The sequence below is a fragment of the Methylophilus sp. OH31 genome, from assembly GCF_000576615.1.
In the GTDB taxonomy this organism is placed as follows: Bacteria; Pseudomonadota; Gammaproteobacteria; order Burkholderiales; family Methylophilaceae; genus Methylophilus.
Genome location: NZ_BAUS01000001.1, coordinates 127,357 through 151,689, shown reverse-complemented (window position 1 = coordinate 151,689; position 24,333 = coordinate 127,357). Strand labels below are relative to the sequence as shown.

The window sequence follows — 24,333 nt, the reverse complement described above, 5'->3', positions numbered from 1 at the left end:
TTAAAAAATATTGCATTCCACTGTCTACCTCTCTGGGTTGTACGTCATCAATAGTACATACAACAAATAATCAGGGAGTTTTATTTCTATGCAGTTGCTTCATCTCAAGCAAAAGCCACTTGCAGTGGCGTTGCACTTATTGCTAACTTGCTCAGCGTTCACATTGCTGCAATCACCCTCTGCCCATGCTGACAGCGGAAGCCAGGCTGAAAGTACACATGTTTACGATGTGCCTGCCGGTTCGCTCACCAGTGCGTTGAATAGCTTTGCGCGCACGGCAAATGTCATCCTTTCCTTTGATCCTGCCTTGGCCTCGGGCAAACAAAGTGCTGGCCTCAAAGGGCGGCATACCCTGAAACAGGGCTTTGATGCCTTGTTGCGCGATACCGGCTTACAGGCAGTCCCGGCCGATGATGGTGGCTATACCTTGAAAAAATCAGTCGTTGGTAGCGAGTCTTCAGTGGTCGATGTGTTACCTGAAGTCTTTGTTCGTGCCAAAAAAGAGCAAACGGCCGTGACTGAGAATAGTGGTTCTTATACCTCGAATACGGTCACCATCGGCAAAGGGGAACAAAAATTACGCGATATCCCGCAATCCATTTCGATTGTGACACGCCAGCGCATTGAGGACCAGAACCTGACCACGGTGGCCGAAGCAATGCAACAGACCACCGGCATTACGGTGGTGAGTTATGGCAGTAATACAGCGGGTATTTCCATGCGTGGTTACGGTCTGGATACTATTCAGATTGATGGCATTCCTGTACAGGATAGCCAGGGCGCATGGGGTACCAGCTCACAGGACCTGACTACCTATGACCGCATTGAGGTGCTACGCGGAGCAGCTGCTTTATTGCAGGGCACTGGTGAGCCCGGTGGTACGGTCAACCTGGTCAGAAAACGCGCCCTGGCAGATTTTGCGGTGAAGACACGTCTGCAAACCGGCTCCTGGGATAATTACCGTGGCGAAGTGGATGTGACAGGCGCGCTTGATAGTGAGGGTAAAGTGCGTGGCCGGGTAGTCGCAATGTACCAGGATAAAAACTCTTTTATTGATGGCGATTACATGCGCAAGCCATTGCTGTACGGTACGCTGGAGGTGGATGTCAGTTCCAAAACCACATTGTCTGTTGGTGCAACCATTACCAGTATGGACTCGCGCCCAACGTTTGGTTTACCGACCTATGCTGATGGTAGGGTGGCAGATATCAAGCGTTCAACCTTTATTGGCTCTGGCTGGGATAACAAACACGAAAACAACAATCAATATTTTGTTGAACTGGAGCATCATCTTGACCAGGGCGGCGAATTCAAATTACGCGCCAGTGCCATTGAACGTAGATTTGGCCTGGAAAGCAGCGCTTTTGGCGACTCCTATATCGATGCCGCAGGTAACTTTGACCGCATTCTGCTGGGTAGTAAGGGCAAAACCAGTGATTACGGCGTAGATGCTTATCTGAGCCAGCCGTTTAATGCTTTTGATAAACAGCATCATTTGCTGGTGGGTTTTAATACGCGGGTATTTAACTCCAGTACCGCATACGCCCAGGTATTTGGTGCGACGCAAAATATTTTTTCACCGGTGCATAGCATTGCCAAGCCCGATTTTGTTTATGACCCGGCGGATGAATATCAAACCCGGCAAAGTGGTTTATACGGTCAGACCCGATTGCAACTGCTGGAAAATACCAGGTTGATATTGGGCGGGCGTCTTAGCAACTGGAAAACTTCGGTGAAAGGCAATCCTGACGGTAGTGACGAATTTACCAACCAGTTCACCCCGTATGTCGGGCTGGTGCAGAACCTGAATGACACCTATGCGGTATATGCCAGCTATAGTGATATCTTCCAGCCGCAACAATATAGCTTGAGTGCGAACAATAAAATGCTCAAGCCGCGTACTGGCAGGCAGTATGAAGTGGGCGTCAAGGGCGAACTGGAAGGCGGCAAGTTAAATATGCATGCGGCCTTGTTCCGCATCAATGACGAGAACCGCGCCATGACCGATCCGGCGAATCCACTTTATTCGATCGCGGTGGGCGAGGTGCGCAGCCAGGGGGCTGAGGCTGAGATCAGCGGCCGCTTGAATGACCAGTGGGAATTGATCGCTGGTTACGCTTATACCGAAACCAAATACCTCAAGGCTGAGGACAGTTTGAAGGGCCTGGTATTTGCAACTTCCACACCCAAACACAGTTTTAAACTGTGGAACAAATACCGTTTGTCAGACGCATGGGCGATTGGTGGTGGGCTGGATATGAGCAGCGGTGTATATGCTTATGATGGGACCAATAAGTGGGAGCAAGGCGCTTACACCCTGGCCTCGGCGCAAGTGAGCTACCGCATTAACCCGAAATGGAACCTGAGCCTGACGGGCAGCAATCTATTTGACAAGAAGTATTACTCTCGTTTGGAAGGCTGGTCGCGCCAGACTTATTTTGGTGAGCCGCGTAATTTCATGATGACGTTGAGTGGTAGTTTCTAAGTAACTGCTATTCACTCTCTATCATCATCATTCACGGCATGTATCGCATTGATGCATGCCGTGTGTGCGATCAATATATTTTCATCAAGCCTTCGTAAAGGCTTTCTTTGTTTCAGATGTTTGAGCATGGCAGTGTCGCGATCATCGTCAAAACTTTACAATTGTTTTTAAACTATTAATCAACCGACTTCCTGCCGTTGTTTCCGCGTGAATGGCTCATGATAGAATTAAGAATCATTATCATTAATGGGCGTGATAGGCTGGTATGTCAGCAAACGAGTTTGCATTACAGCAATCGGTTGAGAGTCTTTATCTGAATCATCAATCCTGGTTGAAGAGTTGGCTGCGTCGACAGTTGTATTGCAGTGAAAATGCTGCCGATTTGGCACACGATACGTTTATTCGCGTGATTGCTGCACGCAATGCCAGCCAGATATTAGAGCCTCGTGTTTATCTGGCAACGGTTGCGCGGCGGGTGATGGTCGATTATTTTCGCCGCAGTACCCTGGAGCGCGCTTACCTGGAAGCGCTGGCCGCAATGCCGGAACCTGTACAAATTTCTGCTGAAGAGCGTGCCATCGTCATTGAAACCTTGTGTGAAATTGACGCCATGCTGGACGCATTAGGTGAAAAAACCCGTCAGGTTTTTTTGTTGTCGCAACTCGATGGCATGACTTATCCCGACATTGCTGAGCAGATGAATCTTTCAGTCAGTTCGATCAAAAAATATATGGCACGTGCAATCGAACACTGCCTGCTGTTTTCTTTATCATGAGTCACATATCACCAGACCCGAGAACGGCGCGTCGTTTGATTCGCGAAGCCGCAGGCTGGTATAGCCAGTTATGTTCTGGCGTCGCCAGTGCCGAGGATAAGCTTGCCTGGCAGCATTGGCTAGCCCAAGGCTGGGAGCAGCAATGGGCCTGGTCGCGTGTCGAGCATTTGCAACAGCAACTGACCCTGGCGCCTGCGCAAATCACGCACACTGCATTAGAGGCAAGTAGCGAGGTCGTGCATGCCCGTCGCCGTGCGCTGCTGAAAGGGCTGGGGATATTTGCATTCACCATGCCATTGGCCTGGGTGGGCTGGCGCACGCAACCCTGGCAACCCATACTGGCCGATTACAGCACGGCAACTGGTGAGCGGCGGGAGTGGATGCTGGCAGATGGTACGCGGCTGGTGTTGAATACCAACAGTCTGGTGAATGTCTCTTTCGATGCATCTGCACGTACGCTGCATCTGATCAGGGGCGAAATTTATATTGAAACCGGTCATGCAGATCCTCAGCAGCGACCATTGATCATACGTACAGCCCAGGCCAGTTTGCGCGCGTTGGGCACACAATTTATTGTCAGGCAGTATGCAGCCTCCACCTGGCTGGGCGTGATACAGCATGCGGTCGAAGTGACGTCTGCGGCGGGGCATCCCATCTTCCAGGTGCCTGCCGGGCAGCAGTTAATGCTCACTGCGCAAGGTGTCACTTCGCGTCAGGCTTTGACTGGGTACGAAGCCAGCTGGCTGCGCGGCATGCTGGTGGTGACCGATTGGCGGTTGGCCGACTTGGTTACTGAGTTAAACCGTTATCGCCGAGGCGTTCTGCGCTGTGATCCGCAGCTGGCCGATCAGCGCATCTCGGGGGCATTCCCGCTGGACCAGCCAGATATTGCAATTGACGCGATTCAAACCGCGTTGCCACAAGTACATGTCGACTATTTCACACGCTACTGGGTCAGTTTGCGTCTTGCAACGTAGGTATTTTTGGCAAAATTATAAAAAAAGCCTGTTTGCATTGTCCCTTTTTAAATTTCGTTCGACCAATGCTATGAAAACATTCATTGCACAGGGACACGAAATGAACATTCAAAAACAAACCGGCCATGGCCGAACGTATTTGCAGCAACGTGCGTTGGGCAGCTTGCTCGCCGCAGCCTTAGGCCTGGCGGTATTACCTTTTTCCGCTAGTCTGTCATCTGCTATCGCGGCAGAAAATATCTTGCTACGCAGTTACGATATCCCCGCCGGGGCTTTGGATAGCGCTTTAGGGCATTTTGCCGCTGAGGCAGGCGTCGTGCTTTCATTTGAGGCTGAGCAGGCAAAGCACCTGGTCAGTAAAGGCCTCAAAGGCAACTACACCATTAAGCAAGGCTTTGATAGCCTGTTACACAACTCAGGTTTGCAGGCGGTAGAGGTACAACCAGGCCGATATACACTTAAAAAAATAGTCGTCAGCTCAACACCAAGTGCTGCGGTCGATACATTGCCTGAAGTCACTGTCACGGCACACGCGGAGTCGGGTAAAAATGAACTCATGCCTGCCTATGCAGGTGACCAGGTGGCACGCGGCAGCCGGGTAGGCTTACTGGGCAACAAAGAGGTGATAGACACACCGTTTAATATCACCAGCTATACGTCACAGCTTATAGAAAACCAGCAGGCCATCACAGTGGCGGATGTGCTGGCGAATGATCCTTCCGTACGCACGATTTCCTATGGCTTAACCAATGCGGCGGGAGCGGGCGACTCTTTCATGATCCGCGGCTTTCCCATCCAGAGCGCTGTGCTGTTTGATGGAATTTATGGCATCGCCCCCAGTCGTACATTGCCTGTTGAAACAGCTGAGCGTATAGAAGTGCTTAAAGGCCCGAATGCCTTACTGAATGGCATGGCACCTAATGACGCCGCGGGCGGGGCGATCAATATGGTTCCGAAACGAGCGGGTGATACACCCTTGACCAGATTGACGGCGACTTATATGTCGAAAGGCGTGCTGGGTGGGCATCTGGATGTCGGTCGTCGTTTTGGCGAAGATAAGCAATGGGGGCTACGCTTCAATGGTATTTACCATCATGGCAACACTGCGACAGATGGGCAGTCGATCGAGTTAGGCGCTGCCACCGTTGGTGTTGATTATAGAGGCAGCAGATTACGTGGGTCGCTGGATGCCGGGTATCAGTCCATGAATAATGAGGCGCCGCAGGGCGCAGGAGGTCTCGGTATTTCCGACGCCATCAGCATTCCACGTCCACCCAGTGCACGTAAACAAATTGCCCAGGATTGGGAATATGCAAAAACACGTAGTGACTATGTGCTTTCCAAGCTGGAGTTTGATATCACGCCTGATTGGACAGTCTACGGTGCAATAGGTGAAAGTAATAATCGCTTTCGCTACTTATCGACCGATATCTATGTGACAGATACACAGGGTAATGCGCAAGCGACGGTGTATTACTGGCCTGACTTCTGGAACTACAAAACGATGCAAGCAGGCTTACGAGGTATGGCTTGGACCGGGGCGATCAAACATCAACTCAACCTGAATGCTTCTTATGTCAAGCAAACGCATGGCTATACCGATGACTACTATGGTTTTAGCAGTTTTAATACAAATATTTATGATACGCCAACGATTAACGCACCATCATTGGCCGGGTTTTCATCCAATCCGCCCAAAACAGATGCTTTGCAGCTACCTTCGATCGCTGTCTCCGACACCATTTCGTTCTTTGATGATCAGGTGGCGTTTACGCTGGGCGTACGTCACCAGCGTGTAAAAGTCATTACCTATGATCCAGCCACAGGTAGCGGTCAAACAGACTACGATAAAAGTGCCGTGACGCCCATGTTGGCAGTATTGTTTAAACCATTGGCAAATTTTTCTATTTACGGCAACTACATTGAGGGCTTAAGTAAAGGCGATACCGCACCAATGGACACAATCAATAAGGAAAAAATCTTTGCACCATATAAAACGAAGCAATACGAAGTCGGGGCAAAGTATGATTTTGGCCGTTTTACTACTACCATCAGCCTATTTCAGATTGAGAAACCCAGCGGTTTCAGTGTTGTAAATCCAGATGGCACGAAAACCTATAAAGTCGATGGTGAGCAGCGTAATCGTGGGGTGGAGCTCAACATCTTTGGCGAAGTGTTACCGGATGTCAGGCTACTAGGCGGTCTTGCCTATATTGATGCACGTCTGGCAAGCACAGAAAACGCGATCAATAATGGCAACTATGCGCCTAATGTGTCCCGCTGGCAGGTCAATCTGGGCAGCGAGTACGACGTTAAAACCGTGTCTGGCTTAACGGTCACTGCCCGCATGATTTCAAGCAGTGAGCAATATGTCGACGGTGCCAATATGCACAGCATTCCAGGCTGGACGCGCTGGGATATTGGTAGCCGCTACAAAACCCAAGCCTGGGATCGACCTGTGATTTTTCGGGCTGGCCTGGAAAACTTGTTCGGACGCGATTATTGGGTGAGTGGTTCAGGCAGCTGGCTCTACCTTGGCAAGCCGCGTATGTTGACATTGTCGGCGACCATGGATTTTTAGCATACAGATTGCCATTGCTGCAGTTTTCTAGCGCACTCTATTTTCAGCCTTTCATATCAGTGACTCAGGCAGTTTTTTGCTGAAGTCACTGATTCCATCGTTTAATCAATTTATTTTTTTCAATATTGTGGTGCCCTTTTTCCATTCTCGCGTGTCATTACAAATAAGAGGCTTTTTTATTCATTGCATAGTGTTGTTCAAGGTGATGAATATCAACATAAAGCATGTGACGGTTGAAAGGTTAGTTTGTGAAGTTATCTCATATACGTTTGGCGTTGGTGACTGTGCACCGCTGGGCGGGATTATTAATGGCAGTATTTCTGTTCATTGCTGGCCTCACAGGTGCGGTGATTTCATGGGATCACGAATTAGATGCATTGCTTAATCCCCAATTATTTGCCGCCCGCAGCGGGGAGACTTCAAAAAATTTGACACCACTAGCACTGGCGCGCCAGGTTGAATTGGCCAATCCGCAATTGCAGGTTGGTTATCTACCTTTATCCATTGACGCTGGCCATACCTTAATGATGGGGGTAAGTGGTCGTGTCAATCAGGAGACCGGTAAACGCATTGAGCTCGGCTTCAATCAAGTGGCTGTTGATCCGGCAACCGCGACCATTCAGGGCACACGACAATGGGGGGCTGTGTCCATGACACGTGAAAACCTGTTGCCGTTTCTGTACAAACTGCATTACAGCCTGCACCTGCCCAAGATTGGTGAGGATTTTTATTTAGGCTTGTGGGTGATGGGCGTGATTGCCATCGTCTGGGTACTGGATTGTTTCCTGGCGCTGTGGATATCTTTTCCGAATGTGTCTAGCTGGCGTAAATCGTTTGCATTCCGGCTTGGCCAGGGGTGGCCCAAAATGAATTTTGATTTGCATCGCTCGGGTGGTGTTTGGACTTGGCTGTTGCTACTCATGCTGGCGATTACCTCTGTCTCCATGAACCTGGGTGAGTCGGTGATGCAGCCCTTGGTGTCGGTATTTTCACCGCTAACTCCCAGTCCGTTTGATGCGCGAAAACCGACTCCCGACAATGCGCCAATTACCCCGCTATTTAGTCGTGAAGAGATACTGGTACTGGCACGCATTGAGGCTGACAAGCGAGGCTGGCACATCCCCGCGGGAGGAATTGCCTATGCTGATCGATATGGGACTTATCAAATCGGATTTTTTGAAAGTGAAAAGTCACATGGTGATGGTGGGCTAGGCAATCCATGGCTTTTCTTTGATGCCAGGACAGGTCATCTGCTGGGGAGTGAGGTGCCTGGTACCGGTACGGCGGGTGATATTTTTATGCAGGCACAATTTCCGCTGCATTCTGGACGCATTATAGGATTAACGGGGCGTATTCTCATTTCCCTCATGGGCTTGGTCGTCGCCATACTGAGCGTCACTGGCATCATTATCTGGTGGAGGAAGCGTCGCTCCGCTGCCAAAAATGGTCATTCCAGGCATAAGCGTGCAGCACACTTTTCTGCAAATCGATCGCTTCTCTAAACAGGCCGTTTCTTGAAAAATGCAGACATGAGAATCGTCCATTTTTCTGACAATAATTAAAATTTTAAGGAGCTATTTCACATGAATAGATTAATGCGCAGTACCTGTTTGCAGGTGATGGTGCTTGCATGCTTATCGGCGAGTCTGGGTGTCAAGGCCGATTATGTCTGGCTGGAGCCAGGCCGGGATGGTGCAAATGCTTTTCTCGGATTGCATGACGCGGCTATCAAGGCCGATATTGCCGTGCTGAATAGTAGCCGTGCTTTTGTGGTCGATGACAAAGAGCTGGCATTGCAAAAAGAAAACAATCATTTTGTGATTGCGCCAGCAGAAGGAGATATCCGATTGACCGCACAGGCTGTGACTCAGGGAGAGGTGCTCAATTTTTATCAGGCAAAGCTGGGGCGAAGTGAGACCAAGGCCGTCAATGATCTTGAACTGGTGCCTATAGCATCCAATGGCAATACTTTTAAGCTTGTATGGAAAGGGAGTGCGGTAGCCGCCTCACAAGTAAATGTGAGTACCAGCGAAGGCTGGATACGCTCACTCAAGCCGGCTGAAGATGGCACGGTGACTTTGAAAACATCCTTCCCGGGACTGTATGTGCTTGAGGTCACTGCCCGCATCAATGGCAGTACGACTTATCAAGGAAAAAAATATGAAGATGTACGCCATACGGCCACATTGAGTTTTGAGGTTCCGCAATAAATGACACTCCGTCGATACAAGTGGCCAGTATTGCTGGTGCTGATGATTCTTTTGATCTTTGCCTGGCGCTGGTGGCAGGCACGGACACAACTACCGTTTGAGACAGAAATGGTTCAGCGTGGCGATATAGAACAGAACGTGACGGCGATCGGCACCTTGCAGCCGCGTAGTTATGTTGATGTCGGTGCGCAGGTGTCAGGGCAGATACTGGCTTTGCATGTGCAACCGGGCGATGTGGTTGAAAAAGGCAAACTATTGTCAGAGATTGACCCGCGCGTGCCACAGGCCACGGTTGATGCCGGTCAGGCAGCCTTGGCCGGCCTGCAGGCACAACTCGAAGAGCAGGAGGCGCAATACGCCTTTGCACAGCAGCAGGAGGCAAGGCAGCAACGCATGCATGTAGAAGGGTCGACCCGTGCCGAGGATGTACAACAGGCGGAAGCGACCATGAAGACTGCCGCCGCGCGGATCAAAAACCTCAAGGCGCAGATTGTGCAAACACAATCGACGCTGCAGGGCAACGAAGCACTGTTGGGCTTCACCCGGATTTATGCGCCGATGTCAGGCACGGTGGTGTCTATCGAGGCGAAAGCAGGCCAGACATTGAATGCGACTTACCAGACGCCTACGTTATTACGTATCGCCGACCTGTCATCCATGACGGTGTGGACAGATGTATCCGAAGCCGACGTGCGCTATGTCAAACCGGGCATGCCGGTATATTTCAAAACCCTGGGGGGGGATGCGCGCCGCTGGGCTGGCACAGTTCGCCAGGTATTACCTGCACCCCCCAAGCCTGAAAGCACCAGTAACACCGCCGCCACTCAGGCAACAAGCAACAACAAGGTTGTGTTGTACACGGTGTTGTTTGATGTCGACAATCCTGATGGCGAGTTGATGCCACAAATGACGGCACAGGTCTCATTCGTGGTCGCGCAGGCCAATCAGGTCATTCTTGCACCAACGAATGCACTGGCGGCGGTAGAGGGCAAGCCCGGCCAATATAAAGTAAGGGTGCTGACCAAAGAGGGTAAGGTGGACTGGCATGAGGTCGTGACTGGCGTACGTACGCGCTTGCGCGCTGAGATTGTTTCTGGCCTGGCAGAAGGTGAGCAATTAATTATCGCTGATAAAGCAGCGCCGCCCAGTGCGTGGAAGTTTCAGTTTTGACGATGCACCAGCCATTGATCTCGTTGCGTGATATTCGCAAGCATTACGGTGGCGGTGACAAACCGCACGTGGAAATCCTGCATGGTATTTCCATGGATATTCATGCAGGTGAATTTGTCGCGATTGTGGGTGCCTCTGGCTCGGGTAAGTCCACGTTGATGAATATTCTGGGATGCCTGGATAAACCCAGTAGCGGACATTACAACTTTGCCGGGCGCGATGTTGCCTATATGGACACCGATGAACTGGCGTGGTTGCGGCGCGAGGCGTTTGGCTTCGTGTTTCAGGGCTATCACCTGATTACCACTGAAACTGCGCAAGAGAACGTTGAAATGCCTGCCTTGTATGCAGGCATGAGCGAATCTGCACGGGCTGAACGTGCCAAGGCGTTGCTGACCCGGCTGGGACTGGCCGAGCGCTTGCAATACCGTCCGCAGCAACTATCCGGCGGTCAACAGCAGCGGGTCTCCATCGCGCGTGCGCTGATGAATGGCGGTCATATTATCCTGGCGGATGAACCGACTGGCGCGTTGGACTCGCGTAGCGGCGAAGAGGTGATACGCCTGCTGAATGAGCTTGCCGACGCAGGGCATACGATCATCCTGATCACGCATGACCGGAATGTTGCGGCGCGCGCGCGTCGTATCATTGAGATACGTGATGGTCATGTGATCAGCGATACCGGTTTTGCCAATACCGCCGCAGACGACAGGGCTAAGACCTCTCATATGCCTGCCCTGAAATTTGCTGCCAGTGATACAGGCATCCAATGGCGTGGTGACATGCTGGAGGCTTGCCGTGCCGCCTGGCGCGTGATGTGGGTAAACCGTTTTCGTACTGGCTTGACGTTGCTCGGCATCATTATTGGTGTTGCCTCGGTGATTGTTATGCTGGCTGTCGGCATGGGGACGAAAGAGCGCGTGGTTGCAGAGTTGGGCGCGTTTGGTACCAACCATATCTATGTTTACCCTAAACGCGAGAGCTCAAGTATTCCGGGGCGCGGCATCAATGCAGCCGATATGGAGGCATTGGGCGATTTACCGCAGATCAGTTATGTATTGCCAAATTTTTCCGGTAGTAAAGTGGTGCGATTTGGTAATCAGGATGCACAAACCCGCATTAAAGGATCGCGTGCAGCCATGTCACGCATGTTGTCCTGGCCGGTGATCAAAGGTTCTTTTTTTACCGAAGAGGATGATGAGCGCATGACTACGGTCGCGGTCGTCGGCCAGCGGCTGGTGCAAAACCTGATGCCGGATGTCGGGAACCCGATTGGCGAAACGATCCTGATCGGCAATGTGCCCTTTCAGGTGATCGGTGTACTGGCTTCCAAAGGGGCAGTCACCGGCGACCAGAGTGACGATGATATTGTTGTTATTCCATATTCTACGGCTAGCTTGCGTGTGTTTGGTGAGCGTGAGCCCAGCTATGTCACGTTAGAGGTGAAGGACATGGCATCGATAGATGCAGCAGCAGAGAGTATTGATGCTTTGCTTTTTAGCCGTCACAGCGTGCGTGACTTTCAAATTGAAAATGCGGCTGCCTGGATTGCGGCACAAGCCAAAACCCAGGACAGTATGGGTTTTATGCTCGCCCTGATTGCAGTGGTGTCATTGGGGGTTGGTGGTATAGGCGTGATGAATGTGATGTTGATGACCGTACGTGAGCGCACGCGCGAAATCGGTATCCGTATGGCTACTGGCGCCCGTCAGCGTGACATCCTGCAACAGTTCTTGACCGAGGCGGTATTAGTGACGACGGTTGGTGGTGTGACGGGGGTCGTCATCGGCTTGTCGATAGGTATTGCCCTGGTTTTATTTGGTATGCCGGTCATTTTTTCACTCAGTGCAATTCTGGGTGCTTTTTTCTGTTCAGTGGTGACCGGGCTGATCTTTGGCTTTATGCCTGCGCGTAAGGCCGCCAGCCTGGATCCTGTGGTGGCGCTTGCCAATGAGTAATATGAAATTTACTGTGTGTATTCCCTTGATTGCCCTGCTGGCGGCTTGCAGTCCATTAAAACCGCTGCAACTCAAGCATGATGACGGCCTGGCTGGCATGCCATCGCAATGGCGGCATCAGGCTGACTCCGCTGATGCGCAAATAGAGCGTGACTGGTGGCAGGCGTTTGCTAATCCAGAGCTGGATAGCCTGGTGCAGCGAGCGCAGAGGGCCAATTACGATATTGCTGCTGCTGTGGCACGTGTGACACAAGCGCAGAAGTTGGCCGTAGTCGCCGGTGCGCCATTGTTGCCAGAAGTCTCGGCCACGGCCAATGCAGGCCGCCAACACAGGCTGGGCGGTGGTAGTGATGCGGCTAATGCCAATCATTATGCTGGAAGCTTGGTGGCGAGTTACGAGGTCGATTTTTGGGGCAAGAACCGCTCAGCGTATCAGGGGGCACTGGCGCGCGTTGAGGCTAGCCAGTTTGACCGTGACAGTGTGCGATTGTCGATCACGGCCAGTGTGGCGAATACCTGGATGGAATTGACTGGTTTACGCGAGCGAGCCTTAATCGCGCAGCAAAATCTTGATAATGCTGAGAAAGTGTTGCGGTTAGTGCAATCGCGTTATCGTGCCGGTGCAGCCAATCAGCTAGCATTGGCACAACAGCAAGGCCTGGTCGCGACGCAACGTCGTACGGTGGTATTGCTCAAACAACAGCAAGGCAATACTGAAGCGGTGCTGGCGACACTGCTGTCCCAGCCGCTGGCTGAATTGCAATTCGGCAATAGTCTGCTCAGGGATTTGCAACTACCGCAAACCAGTGTGAGCCTGCCAAGCAGTTTGCTGACACGTAGGCCGGATATTGCCAGTGCCGAAGCTGCATTATTGGCAGCGCAGGCAGATATCCAGGTCGCGCGAGCCGTCATGTTGCCTAGCATTACCCTGAATGGTGGCATGTTAAGTAGTAGCAATCATTTGGCCAGTGTGCTTGATCATCCGCTTTATAGCCTGGCAGCCGGTTTGACGGCGCCTATCTTCAATGCAGGCCGGCTTGCTGCGCAACGTGATATAGCCATCGCCCGCAGGGAAGAGCTATTGGCAAATTATCGCCAGACTATCATTGCCGCCTTTGCCGATGTTGAAGCCGCCTTAAACCGTATCCAGGGGCTGGACCAGCAGGCTGTGGCACAGGCCGAAGCACTGGAAAATGCAGAGCGAGCATTCAATTTTGCCCAGTCACGCTATCAGGCAGGAGCAGAAACCATGCTGAATTTGCTGGATACCGAACGTACGCTGTTCACCGCGCAGGATGTCAATCTGCAAATACGTCAGCAACGATTACAGGCTGCTATCGATCTCTATCGCGCATTGGGCGGAGGCTGGGCTCGTTCGGTTTCCTGAACCTGAAGACAGGCATCAAGATTACGCAATGTGATATAATGATAATCATTATCATTTGTAGTTTTTTGGAACTTGTCCCTACATGCCGGCAAACGAGCGTGCACTGCAACAAACCCTGCATAGTCTTTACAGCGAACATCACGGTTGGTTATTTTCCTGGCTAAGAAAAAAACTCGGCTGCCCGCATGCAGCTGCTGACCTCATGCAAGATACGTTTACCCGCATTCTGGTGTCCAGGGATGCCTTGCTGACTATGCGGGAACCACGTGCGTATCTGACCACGACAGCCAAGCACTTGTTGCTGAATCAGGCTAGGCGACGCGTCATTGAGGAAACTTATCTTGCCGGTGTAATGGCGATGGGGGAGGTATATGCACCGTCAGCCGAACAGGTGGCGTCGGCAGTGGAGGCGCTGGAACATATCAGCCACATGTTGCAAGGTCTTGCGCATAAACCACGCGAGGCATTTTTGATGCGTTATCTGGATGGGATGTCCCATGCAGAAATTGCCGACAACCTGCAGGTATCCGTCAGAATGGTACAAAAGTATCTGATGAGTGTGCTGGTGCATTGCCATACCGCGCTTGGTGAATCCGGGAGCCAGGCATGACAACGATTGCCGAGCAGGCCGCTGAATGGTTGCTGCGCCTTGAAGAGGATGCGCAAGATCCAGCTGTCAACGCTGAGTTCCAGCAATGGCTGGCGCTTGATCCAGCCCACGCAAAAGCGGTGCAGCTAATGCAAGGGATGATTGCTAGCCTGGAGGGATTCCGTCCGCAATCCGGTGTAGCACACCAGGCCATCCAGGCCGGTATCCAGCAGGATAAGCGTCGTAAACAGTTTAAACGTGGTGCCAGTCTTTTGGCTTTGCTATTCGTGCTGGCATTGCCAGCCAGGCTGATGCTGGAAGGGTATCCACTTTCTTACTGGCTATCGGATATACACACCGCGACTGCCGAGTGGCAGTCGTCGGTATTGCCAGATCAAAGCCAAATTACGCTGAATGGTCATACGGCGGTAGATGTCGATTTCACCACACATCGCCGCGTACTCACCTTGCTGCAGGGCGAAATCCTGATTGATGTTGCCAAAGATGCCAGCCGCCCTTTCGTGGTCAAGACCGAGCATGGCAGTATCACTGCCCTGGGTACGCGTTTTGTGGTGAGCCGCCATCGGCATTCGACAGAAGTCCTCATGCTTGAATCTAAAGTAAACATCAAATCGGAAGCCCCGTCCGCTAGGCAAGCCGTGGTGAAACAAGGCGAGGGCGTTAATGTGACCTCACAGGGTGTTGAAGGCTTACATGCCATTGACCCTGACAGCATTAATGATGCCTGGAAACTGCATCAGCTGGTGGTGCAAAGTCAGCCATTGTCAGATGTACTGGCGACGTTGGCACGTCACCATAAAGGCTATTTGCGTTATGACGAGGCTGCATTGTCGCAATATCAGGTCAGTGCGGTGTTACCACTCGACGAGCCTGAGCGAGCATTGGCTTTGCTGGCAGAGAGTTTTCCGATTAAGGTGCAACAATTCACGCCCTGGATGGTGTCAGTGAATCTCAAACCGTAAAAATGCATTAAATGTTTACTTTCCGGTTCCGGTTTTTGATGGCCGGTTGTCTTGGTGATAGTAACAGTTCACTAAGGGAGTAACACATTACATGCAATTACTAAAACAACAATGCCAGGGGCAAACACCTGGCTTCAGGCTGGCACCTGTTGTGCTGGCCTTGCAACTGGTCTGTTTGCCACTGCTGGCCAGTAGTCCGTTAATCGCTTATGCAGAGCCTGCGGTTGCGAGCAAAGCCTATGATATTCCTGCCGGGCCGCTGGCAAGCACGCTCACCCGGTTTGCGCAGCAATCCGGGGTGGCTATTTCCCTGGATGCTGCGGATATCCAGCATCTGCGCAGTGCAGGCTTAAAAGGGGCGTATACGGTTGAAGAAGGCTTTGCCAAACTGCTGGCAGAGACTGGCTACAGTGCTGATAAAACAGCGGCCGGTTATTCGTTGCGCAAGTCACCAGCACCGCGGGATGATGCCAGCCAGTCTACTTTGCCTGAGGTCAAAGTCACGGCGGAGAAAGACCGCGAGATGCATTCCGTTAGCGAAGGGACAAAGTCCTACGCTGCACGTGCAGTAACGATAGGTAAGGGGATTCAGTCGTTGAGGGAGCTTCCACAATCAGTGAGTGTGGTGACACGCCAGCGTATGGATGACCAGAACCTGACCACGCTGGACAGTGTGTTGATGCAAACCACAGGGGTGACCAAACAGCTACGTGGCTACGGCCATTCGACTTATTACTCGCGCGGTTTCGAAATCAGTAACTATATGGTTGATGGCGTGCCGATGGGAGATTACGGGGGTATCGGCACTCCACCGGACACCATCATGCTGGATCGTGTTGAGGTCATGCGTGGAGCACCTGGCTTGTTGATCGGTAATGGTGACCCCGGCGGCACTGTGAATATGGTACGCAAGCGCCCTATGGCGGAGCAACAGTTACAGTTAACCGGGCGTGCAGGTAGCTGGGACTACTATCGCATGGATGCCGATTTGACTGGAGCACTCAATGCAGCCGGCACCTTGCGTGGGCGTATTATCGCCGGTTATGAAGACCGCCAGTACTTCTATGATGAGGCTGCAAGCAAGCTGCCCTTGCTTTACGGTATTATTGAAGCAGATCTGGGCGAGAAGACCGTGGCTGCAATTGGCATGCGTTATCAGGATTTCCGTCAGTATGGTGGCCGCTGGCGTGGTGGTTTGCCGATGTCTACCGATGGTAGCAACCTGCATCTGCCGCGGTCTACCTCGTTAGGCCCAGATTGGACTGGTTATCAGAGTCAGACGCAGGAAGTGTTCGCCGATCTCACACATGCCTTCAATGACGACTGGAAGTTCAAGGTCAGTGCCATGTATCAGCGTAACGACAGAAAAGATGCAATCATCCGCCCGACAGCTACCAATGTGAATCCGGCAACGATGACCGGTCCAAGTTATATGCGTGCCGAGTTTTCCAGGGTATTGTACGAAACCTCCGCACTGGATGCGCAAGTAATCGGTCAATTCAATGCACTGGGGCAGACGCATGAGGTGTTCGTCGGTGCTAACTGGCAACTGGCCGAAATGCCATCCAGCAGAACTGCTCGGACAGCTTATTCGCCACAATATCCTATCGACTTTAACAATTTGGATTTGTCGCAGGTGCCACAGGTGTATCCAGGGGTGTATGGCGCAGCGTTAAGTTCCAAAGAAATCCGGCAAGGTCTGTATGGAAATGTCAGGTTGCAACTGGCTGATCCACTCAAGCTGATACTGGGTGGCCGGGTAAGCTGGTACGACTATGAAAGTTCATTTAACGGTGCCTATAAGCAAGCGCATGAAGTCACATCATATGCTGCATTAATCTATCGATTGAATGACAACTGGTCACTCTATGGCAGTTATACTGATATCTTCAAGCCGCAAAGTAATAGCTTCACTGCGAGTGGTGGTTCGCTAGATCCGGCAGTTGGTAAAAATTACGAAGCTGGTCTCAAGGGCGAGTTTTATGGCGGCAAGCTCAATACATCGCTGACTGTGTTTAGCATTAAGCAGACTAATGGTGCCATCATCGATCCGCTGAACTCTCTTACATGTTCTGGTTCTCCTACCGGTGGGTCTTGCTATATCAACGCTGGCAAGCAGGAGAGTAAAGGCTTCGACGGTGAGGTCAGTGGTGAAGTATTGCCAGGTTGGCAAGTATACGCTGGCTACACCTTTAATGATGCCAAATACGTGACAGCTGAAGATGCTAGTCTGAACGGGGTGCGCCTGAATGGCGATCATAATCCACGTCACCTGCTGCGTGCCTGGAATACGTATCGGTTGTCTGGTGAGTTGGATCGTTTCACCATAGGCGGTGGCGTTGTCATGCAAAGTGGCACTGCTTATACCACGGCTGATAGCGTTAAGCGCGAGCAGAGCGGCTATGCTATCTGGAGTGCGCAAGCCAGCTACAAAATTGATAACCACTGGACGGCTGCATTAAACATCAATAATGTGTTTGACAAGCATTATTATCTTGATGCGTTGCAGACATTCTACGGTGATCCGCAAAACTTTATGCTAACCATACGTGGCACTTTATAACCATGCCTGTATCAAGCCCCGCTGTCTGGCGGGGCTTTTTTATTGCAGCAACCAATCTCTGGATTGATGGCATGACCGGTAACGTTTTGCGCGAAGATTATCCAGGGCATGGCTTGCCAGGAGGCATTATCAGTAAATGGCTAAGAGTGTTGCACACCGGTGCAGTTTTCGGTCTGGCTTGCCGGGTGCTCATTGTGATGATCGGCATTGTCGTGGCAATACTCAGTATCACGGGTGTGGTGCTATGGTGGAAAAAACGGCAGGGTCGACGTTTTGTTCAATCACGACGCAAGCCTCTTGATCAGGATGCCACAATTTAAACCTACCAGCGGCGGCTCAGCATGAAGTGAAGCACAATGGCTTCATTGCGGATTTCAGACTCGCCAAATAATTGGCTGTTGTATTTAACGCTGACAGGTAGCATCCATTCGACACCGCCAGTCATCAGCCAGTGCGGGTCGATCTTACGTGCGGCACCAAAGGTGAGGTGATGTTCAAGGGTCCCTGCCAATAAAGGACTGGAGTTCTGGCGCGGAATCGGGTTTTTGCCGTAATTGTGGCCCGCATAAAGCGTGGTACGGTCATCCCAGTTGTAAGCGACGCCTGTCGCGACCACCCATTGGTCTTTCCAGTCGGCACCCATCGAGCTGCCATATATAGATTGCGCTGAGGCATTGTTTGGTTTGGTGGCGCGCAGGGTCACGTCATTGATCGCATCGCCCCAGTTAAGCCAGTTCAACTTGAATGACAGTAGCCAGTCATCTGTTGGTTTGAACGCCATCCCGACAGCGACTTCGCGCGGCAGGGCGAAGCCTTTGATTGAAGCATCGGCATACTTCACCTTGCCTAAGCCTGCGTCTGTGAAGTCAGCTGTCAGTGTACCGCCGGTCATCGGCAGCTCGGTTTTTTCGGTATAAGAGGCAGCCAATGTCAGCGCCGGGGTCACACGATATTGCATGCCCAGCTTGAAGCCAGTACGCACTGCGGAGGCACCCTCTAATTTGTAACCTGCAAAGGGCACTGCACTCACTGAAGTGTTCGCAAAAAAGTCCTGCTCTATGCTCGCATAAACAATATTCAGGCTGGCCCCCAAAGAGAGCTTATCCGTCACTTCACAGCCGATACCGGGGATGATCTTGGCGATCCCAAACAGCGAGGACAAATCATCGCGATTGCCAAACGGCGTACGCAGGTTGTCGAACACGCCGCCGGCGCCGCCTTGCGCGAACAAGCCTATACCGGCCGTACAGGGCATATTCTCCAGCGGCCGCGCATAGCCACCACCACCAAGCAAAGTGTAGCGGTTGGACGCATGCTCTTCGTTGCGGGGGTCTTTGTGCACCAGGTCAGTGGTACGCAGCACAGAGCCAAACATATCCAGCAGCGGCGCCTTGATCTGCGTTAGTCCGGCCGGGTTGGTATTCAGCGCACTGGTATCACGCGCCACTGCGACGTCAGCACCGCCCATCAGGGTCGATTCGGCCCCGAAGCCGATCAGGTTGATGCCATTGGTGGCATGCGCGGCGCTGCCGGTTGTTACCAGGGCGAGGGCGGTTGCAATGCGTAGGGTAGAAACATTTAAGGCAGTCATAGCAGGTTTGTTCTTGTTCGTTAGACTTACTGTCGCATAATTCGACAATCTTGTGTTGCGATAACAGCGCTCCAATCACATGGCTTTTTGGCATTTTCGGCTATGCGAGAAACATTCACATGGTAGCTAAATTATTGATCAATGTGTTGTAAAAATATTCTTTAATAAAAACAATCAGTTGCTGCCTGTCAATCAAAATATATCAATATATTGTGTTTTGGATAATTGAAAAGCCATAGATATTGTTTTATAGTCGCATCCATACGGTACGCAGAAGAGACTCTTCTGCTGCGTTTAATAGGGAACCTGGTGCGTGAAGCCGCGCAGGAGTCATTAAGCCAGGGCTGCCCCCGCAACTGTGATTAGCGAGTTGTTTGCTGCCATCTAAGCCACTGAAGAGATTCGGGAAGGCGAAAGCAAATAATGACGACCTGAGAGCCAGGAGACCTGCCGTGAAATTTTTTCTTGTTAACGTTTGAGGCGGGGTGTCCTCGGCAGATGCAGTTGGTCCATGTTCAACATTGATTGTTCAATACTGATTGCTAGTCTGGCCTTTGAGCGGGTACATTTTTCATCGTCATGATGGTCTGGGTATTGCCCGGTTAAATGTGTCTGTTTCGGGACCCCTCGCTTCCTGTACTGGGAGCCATCAATGTCAAAATACGAATCCATGCAGGCCACGAAAAGGGATGGCCGCAAGGAACCTATCAATCTCGATAAAATTCATCGGGTGATTGATTGGGCATCACAAGGCCTGAATAATGTGTCGGTCTCCCAGGTGGAGCTACGTTCGCATATTCAGTTTTATGATGGCATCCGTACTGACGACATTCATGAAACAATTATCAAATCCGCAGCCGACCTGATTTCTGAAGAAACACCGGATTACCAGTATCTGGCGGCGCGTTTGTCTATTTTTCACCTGCGCAAAATTGCCTATGGCCAGTTTGAGCCACCGCATTTGTTTGACCATGTGACCAACCTGACCGCGCTGGGTAAATATGACCAGCACCTGTTGCAGGATTACAGCCGCGAAGAGTTCGACGTACTGAATGCCACGATTGACCACTGGCGCGATATGAACTTCTCCTATGCTGCGGTCAAGCAACTGGAAGGCAAATATCTGGTCCAGAACCGCGTCACCAAAAAGATCTACGAGAGCCCACAGTTCTTGTACATTTTGGTCGCCATGTGCCTGTTTGCCAACTACAAAGGCCAGGCACGTCTGGATTACATCAAGCGTTTTTATGATGCGGTCTCTACCTTCAAAATTTCTTTGCCTACGCCGATTATGTCCGGCGTGCGTACGCCGACCCGCCAGTTCAGCTCTTGCGTGCTGATTGAGTGTGGCGACAGCCTGGACAGCATCAACGCTACCACCAGCGCGATTGTGAAATATGTATCGCAGCGTGCCGGCATTGGCGTCAATGCGGGCCGTATCCGCGCCCTGGGCAGTGAAATCCGTGGCGGCGAAGCGCAGCATACTGGCTGCCTGCCATTCTACAAATTGTTCCAGTCTGCAGTGAAGTCCTGCTCGCAGGGCGGTGTACGCGGCGGCGCGGCCACCTTGTTCTACCCGATCTGGCACCTCGAAGTCGAATCATTGCTGGTGCTCAAAAACAACCGTGGCGTGGAAGAAAACCGTGTGCGTCACCTCGACTACGGCGTGCAACTGAACCGCCTGATGTACCAGCGCCTGATCAAGAGCCAGAACATCACCTTGTTTTCACCGCACGACACACCAGGGCTGTATGACGCCTTCTTTGCTGACCAGGATGAGTTCGAGCGCCTGTATACGCAATATGAAGCCGATGACAGCATCCGCAAACGCACGATACCAGCGGTCGACCTGTTCTCACTGATGATGCAAGAGCGTGCCGGTACTGGCCGTATCTACATCCAGAACGTTGACCATTGCAACACGCATAGCCCGTTTGACCCGGCCGTGGCGCCTGTGCGCCAGTCTAACCTGTGCATGGAAATCGCGCTGCCGACCAATCCACTCAACGACATCAATGACACCGAAGGCGAAATCGCCCTGTGTACCTTGTCTGCGTTTAACCTCGGCGCACTGGAGTCTCTGGACGAACTGGAAGGCCTGGCTGACCTGGTGGTACGCGCACTGGATGCTTTGCTGGAATACCAGGATTACCCGGTGAAAGCGGCCTTGAATGCGACTAACAAGCGCCGTTCATTGGGCGTGGGCGTCATCAACTACGCCTATTACCTGGCCAAAAATGGCACCAATTACACCAGCGAGTCTGCACTGGGCCTGACCCACCGCACTTTTGAGGCGATTCAGTTTTACCTGTTGAAAGCTTCTGTGCAGTTGGCGCGCGAATTTGGCCCATGCGGTGCGTTTAATGAAACCACCTACGCCAAAGGTATTTTGCCGATTGATAGCTACAAGTCTGACCTCGATGCCGTATGCAGCGAGCCACTGTTGCTGGATTGGGAAAGCCTGCGTCAAGAAATCCAGAAAGATGGCTTGCGCAACTCAACACTGACAGCATTGATGCCATCAGAAACCTCCAGCCAGATTGCCAACGCCACTAACGGTATTGAGCCACCGCGCGGCCTGGTGTCTGTGAAGCAATCCAAAGACGGCATCCTGCGCCAGGTAGTGCCAGAGATCGACCGCCTGCGTGACCAGTATCAGTTGTTGTGGAAAATGCCTAACAACGAGGGTTACCTCAAGCTGGTGGGCATCATGCAGAAGTTTGTTGACCAGTCTATTTCTGCCAACACCAACTACGACCCAACCCGTTTTGAAGGTGGCCGTGTGCCGATGAAGCAATTGTTGAAAGACTTGTTACAAGTCTACAAACTGGGCATCAAAACGCTGTACTACCATAACACGCGCGATGGTGCGACTGAAGGTGGCACAGAGGCAGAAGACGATGGATGCGCGAGTGGTGCCTGCAAAATTTAAAGAAACACTGACTCAGTGGCTACGCGGGTAAATTGCCAAGTTTAGAAGTTAATAGGTTGTGCGGTACTCGGAATCCTCATGTACTCACGTGTACATTCCGGTTTCTGCGTGCCGTACGCCTTGCACTTTATCCCGCTCGCTCACTGATTCAATATTTCTTGCAGTGGGGTAATGAATATATTTTAAAAACAGTTTGAGAATAAATACTTAAACATTAGGAACACGGCCATGGCCTATAGCATCTTCACCAAAATCGACAACGAACAGTTAAAAGAACCCATGTTCTTTGGTCAGCCCGTTAACGTGGCGCGTTATGACCAGCAGAAATACCCGGTATTCGAGCGGCTGATCGAGAAGCAACTGTCTTTCTTCTGGCGTCCGGAAGAGGTTGATGTGTCGCAGGATCGCGCCGATTACCAAGGTTTGCCTGAGCACGAAAAGCACATTTTTATTAGTAACCTCAAATACCAGACTTTGCTCGATTCGATTCAGGGCCGGAGTCCGAACGTGGCGTTGCTGCCACTGGTGTCCTTGCCAGAGATTGAGACCTGGATTGAAACCTGGGCGTTTTCCGAGACCATCCACTCGCGCTCGTATACCCATATCATCCGTAACATCGTCAATGATCCCTCCGTGATGTTTGATGACATCGTGCGTAATGAAAACATTACCGCGCGCGCCACCGATATTGCCCACTATTACGATGAGCTGATCCATCAGACCATGCTGTATTCACAGCTGGGCGAGGGCGAGCACATCATCAATGGCGAGCTCAAGTCAGTCAAACGGCGTGAGCTGAAAAAGCTGCTCTACCGCTGCCTGATGAGCGTCAATATCCTTGAAGCGATTCGTTTTTACGTCAGCTTTGCCTGCTCATTTGCCTTTGCCGAGCGCAAGGTGATGGAAGGCAACGCCAAGATTATTCGCCTGATTGCCCGTGATGAAGCCTTGCACCTCACCGGCACCCAGCACATGCTCAACATCATGCGCTCCGGTCAGGACGATCCGGAATTCGCTGAGATTGCGACTGAATTGCATCAAGAATGCTTCGAGATGTTTAAAACTGCCGCCGAGCAGGAAAAACAATGGGCAGAATACCTGTTTAAAGATGGCTCCATGATTGGCCTCAATAAAGACATCCTTTGCCAATACGTGGAATACATCACCAATAGCCGCATGGCGTCGGTCGGTTTGCCACCGGCATTCCCCAATGCCAAAAACAATCCGATTCCGTGGATCAACACCTGGCTGGCCTCAGACACGGTGCAGGTCGCGCCACAAGAGGTGGAATTAAGCTCTTACCTCATTGGTCAAATTGACTCCGAAGTATCAGCAGACGACCTGAATGGTTTTGAACTGTAAATGAAACAATGATTAGCGTACGCAGCCAGCACAGCCGCTTTAGCCTGCTCCCGCAAGAAACCCTGCTCGAAGGCCTGGAACGCACTGGCCACGAAGTAGAGTACCAATGCCGGAGTGGTTATTGTGGTGCCTGCCGCGTACGCATGCTCGATGGCGAAGTCGATTACGTTGAACTGCCATTGGCCTTTATCGCCGCCGATGAAATCCTGCCATGCTGCTGCGTGCCCAAGTCTGATTTATGGTTAGACTGCGAACTCAGGTTCGATTTGCAAAGCTCGCAATTGCAAGATGATATGTTCCCGGCACAGCAATCGCTGTTCGACGAAGCCTTGCCGTTTGCTGATACGCCAGTGAAAAAACTGCTGCGAAGAAGAGTGGTGAGAAACAACGTGCAGGCCAGCAACCTGCCATTGTTCTAATAAAAAAGGCGCTTGAAACCAAGCGCCTTTTTTCAATCATGTAATTTACGCCGCAGCGTTAGGCCGCAACCATTGCATTTTCAGATTCGGTGCCCGCGCACTCGAATCCGCCACCAGGCTGCAACTCAAAATCTCGCACCGCCAATACATCTGCCTAATTTTGGCGTCTGCCTCGTTACGCGACTTGCCAAAAATCTGCAAATTTTCCACCAGCACCCCATTCGCACTGCGAATGGTATATAAATATTTTCCAGACATATCCATCATTTTCAATGTCACCCCGATGATTTTTGATGCAAACGCATCATATTTATTATGATATATCGGTAACATATCAAAGTTTTTTAGGGT

The 24,333-nt window shown here is 51.5% G+C and carries 18 protein-coding genes and 1 riboswitch; of the genes, 16 read left to right on the top strand and 2 right to left on the bottom strand.

What is annotated here, in order from left to right; all coding sequences use genetic code 11:
* Positions 1–88 precede the first annotated feature (88 nt).
* From OH31_RS00645 to OH31_RS00585, 13 genes are all read left to right on the top strand, one after another.
* Entirely contained in the window at positions 89–2,485 is a 2,397-nt protein-coding gene (locus OH31_RS00645; RefSeq protein ID WP_024929206.1) for a TonB-dependent receptor, read from the top strand.
* Between the two features lie 265 nt (positions 2,486–2,750).
* Positions 2,751–3,260 carry a sigma-70 family RNA polymerase sigma factor gene (locus tag OH31_RS00640; RefSeq protein WP_024929205.1) on the top strand — a complete coding sequence of 170 codons (510 nt, stop codon included), beginning with the start codon at positions 2,751–2,753 and terminating at the stop codon, positions 3,258–3,260.
* On the top strand, positions 3,257–4,237 hold the full coding sequence (locus tag OH31_RS00635; RefSeq protein WP_024929204.1) for a FecR domain-containing protein: 981 nt from the start codon (positions 3,257–3,259) through the stop codon (positions 4,235–4,237). Before OH31_RS00640 ends, OH31_RS00635 begins: the two co-directional genes overlap by 4 nt.
* Before the next feature lie 100 nt (positions 4,238–4,337).
* A complete protein-coding gene (locus OH31_RS00630) occupies positions 4,338–6,818 on the top strand; it encodes a TonB-dependent receptor (protein WP_242402149.1) in 2,481 nt (826 codons plus the stop codon).
* 248 nt (positions 6,819–7,066) lie between these two features.
* On the top strand, positions 7,067–8,320 hold the full coding sequence (locus OH31_RS00625; protein WP_256377657.1) for a PepSY domain-containing protein: 1,254 nt from the start codon (positions 7,067–7,069) through the stop codon (positions 8,318–8,320).
* A gap of 81 nt (positions 8,321–8,401) precedes the next feature.
* The gene (locus tag OH31_RS00620; protein ID WP_242402148.1) at positions 8,402–9,028 is read left to right on the top strand and encodes a hypothetical protein; all 627 of its coding nucleotides are present in this window, start codon (positions 8,402–8,404) and stop codon (positions 9,026–9,028) included.
* The gene (locus OH31_RS00615) at positions 9,029–10,198 is read left to right on the top strand and encodes an efflux RND transporter periplasmic adaptor subunit (protein ID WP_024929200.1); all 1,170 of its coding nucleotides are present in this window, start codon (positions 9,029–9,031) and stop codon (positions 10,196–10,198) included.
* Entirely contained in the window at positions 10,180–12,156 is a 1,977-nt protein-coding gene (locus tag OH31_RS00610; protein WP_305079931.1) for a MacB family efflux pump subunit, read from the top strand. The genes OH31_RS00615 and OH31_RS00610 overlap by 19 nt, the downstream gene beginning before the upstream one ends.
* A 1-nt stretch (position 12,157) precedes the next feature.
* On the top strand, positions 12,158–13,543 hold the full coding sequence (locus OH31_RS00605; protein WP_024929198.1) for an efflux transporter outer membrane subunit: 1,386 nt from the start codon (positions 12,158–12,160) through the stop codon (positions 13,541–13,543).
* A gap of 82 nt (positions 13,544–13,625) precedes the next feature.
* Entirely contained in the window at positions 13,626–14,153 is a 528-nt protein-coding gene (locus tag OH31_RS00600) for a sigma-70 family RNA polymerase sigma factor (RefSeq protein ID WP_024929197.1), read from the top strand.
* The gene (locus tag OH31_RS00595) at positions 14,150–15,115 is read left to right on the top strand and encodes a FecR family protein (protein ID WP_024929196.1); all 966 of its coding nucleotides are present in this window, start codon (positions 14,150–14,152) and stop codon (positions 15,113–15,115) included. The genes OH31_RS00600 and OH31_RS00595 overlap by 4 nt, the downstream gene beginning before the upstream one ends.
* Positions 15,116–15,206: 91 nt before the next feature.
* Positions 15,207–17,678: a TonB-dependent receptor gene (locus tag OH31_RS00590; RefSeq protein WP_024929195.1), complete on the top strand. Its 2,472-nt coding sequence runs from the start codon at positions 15,207–15,209 to the stop codon at positions 17,676–17,678.
* Between the two features lie 71 nt (positions 17,679–17,749).
* Complete coding sequence (locus OH31_RS00585) at positions 17,750–17,998, top strand: PepSY domain-containing protein (RefSeq protein WP_024929194.1); 249 nt, start codon at positions 17,750–17,752, stop codon at positions 17,996–17,998.
* A 2-nt stretch (positions 17,999–18,000) separates the two neighbouring features.
* On the opposite strand, the gene OH31_RS00580 is transcribed toward OH31_RS00585, so the two are convergent.
* Positions 18,001–19,269 carry an OmpP1/FadL family transporter gene (locus tag OH31_RS00580; RefSeq protein WP_024929193.1) on the bottom strand — a complete coding sequence of 423 codons (1,269 nt, stop codon included), beginning with the start codon at positions 19,267–19,269 and terminating at the stop codon, positions 18,001–18,003.
* 247 nt (positions 19,270–19,516) lie between these two features.
* Positions 19,517–19,739, top strand: a riboswitch (cobalamin riboswitch).
* 182 nt (positions 19,740–19,921) lie between these two features.
* Between OH31_RS00580 and nrdA the strand changes: the two genes are divergently transcribed.
* The 3 genes from nrdA (at position 19,922) to yfaE (ending at position 23,982) form a co-directional block, all read left to right on the top strand.
* Positions 19,922–22,201, top strand: a complete 2,280-nt coding sequence (gene nrdA / locus OH31_RS00575; RefSeq protein WP_024929192.1) for a class 1a ribonucleoside-diphosphate reductase subunit alpha — start codon at positions 19,922–19,924, stop codon at positions 22,199–22,201.
* 228 nt (positions 22,202–22,429) lie between these two features.
* Positions 22,430–23,563, top strand: coding sequence for a class Ia ribonucleoside-diphosphate reductase subunit beta (gene nrdB, locus OH31_RS00570; protein ID WP_019882841.1), 1,134 nt, complete (start codon positions 22,430–22,432; stop codon positions 23,561–23,563).
* Between the two features lie 8 nt (positions 23,564–23,571).
* Entirely contained in the window at positions 23,572–23,982 is a 411-nt protein-coding gene (gene yfaE, locus OH31_RS00565; protein ID WP_019882840.1) for a class I ribonucleotide reductase maintenance protein YfaE, read from the top strand.
* 45 nt (positions 23,983–24,027) lie between these two features.
* On the opposite strand, the gene OH31_RS00560 is transcribed toward yfaE, so the two are convergent.
* Positions 24,028–24,315: a hypothetical protein gene (locus tag OH31_RS00560; RefSeq protein ID WP_232411469.1), complete on the bottom strand. Its 288-nt coding sequence runs from the start codon at positions 24,313–24,315 to the stop codon at positions 24,028–24,030.
* Between the last annotated feature and the right edge of the window lie 18 nt (positions 24,316–24,333).

Bases quoted from the DNA above. Each gene is read 5' to 3' on its own strand.
- OH31_RS00590 (WP_024929195.1), top strand. From the start codon at position 15,207: ATGCAATTACTAAAACAACAATGCCAGGGGCAAACACCTGGCTTCAGG.
- OH31_RS00595 (WP_024929196.1), top strand. From the start codon at position 14,150: ATGACAACGATTGCCGAGCAGGCCGCTGAATGGTTGCTGCGCCTTGAA.
- OH31_RS00605 (WP_024929198.1), top strand. From the start codon at position 12,158: ATGAAATTTACTGTGTGTATTCCCTTGATTGCCCTGCTGGCGGCTTGC.
- OH31_RS00635 (WP_024929204.1), top strand. From the start codon at position 3,257: ATGAGTCACATATCACCAGACCCGAGAACGGCGCGTCGTTTGATTCGC.
- OH31_RS00585 (WP_024929194.1), top strand. From the start codon at position 17,750: ATGACCGGTAACGTTTTGCGCGAAGATTATCCAGGGCATGGCTTGCCA.
- nrdA (WP_024929192.1), top strand. From the start codon at position 19,922: ATGTCAAAATACGAATCCATGCAGGCCACGAAAAGGGATGGCCGCAAG.
- OH31_RS00580 (WP_024929193.1), bottom strand. From the start codon at position 19,269: ATGACTGCCTTAAATGTTTCTACCCTACGCATTGCAACCGCCCTCGCC.
- OH31_RS00620 (WP_242402148.1), top strand. From the start codon at position 8,402: ATGAATAGATTAATGCGCAGTACCTGTTTGCAGGTGATGGTGCTTGCA.
- OH31_RS00615 (WP_024929200.1), top strand. From the start codon at position 9,029: ATGACACTCCGTCGATACAAGTGGCCAGTATTGCTGGTGCTGATGATT.
- OH31_RS00640 (WP_024929205.1), top strand. From the start codon at position 2,751: ATGTCAGCAAACGAGTTTGCATTACAGCAATCGGTTGAGAGTCTTTAT.
- OH31_RS00560 (WP_232411469.1), bottom strand. From the start codon at position 24,315: ATGTTACCGATATATCATAATAAATATGATGCGTTTGCATCAAAAATC.
- OH31_RS00630 (WP_242402149.1), top strand. From the start codon at position 4,338: ATGAACATTCAAAAACAAACCGGCCATGGCCGAACGTATTTGCAGCAA.
- yfaE (WP_019882840.1), top strand. From the start codon at position 23,572: ATGATTAGCGTACGCAGCCAGCACAGCCGCTTTAGCCTGCTCCCGCAA.
- OH31_RS00645 (WP_024929206.1), top strand. From the start codon at position 89: ATGCAGTTGCTTCATCTCAAGCAAAAGCCACTTGCAGTGGCGTTGCAC.
- nrdB (WP_019882841.1), top strand. From the start codon at position 22,430: ATGGCCTATAGCATCTTCACCAAAATCGACAACGAACAGTTAAAAGAA.
- OH31_RS00600 (WP_024929197.1), top strand. From the start codon at position 13,626: ATGCCGGCAAACGAGCGTGCACTGCAACAAACCCTGCATAGTCTTTAC.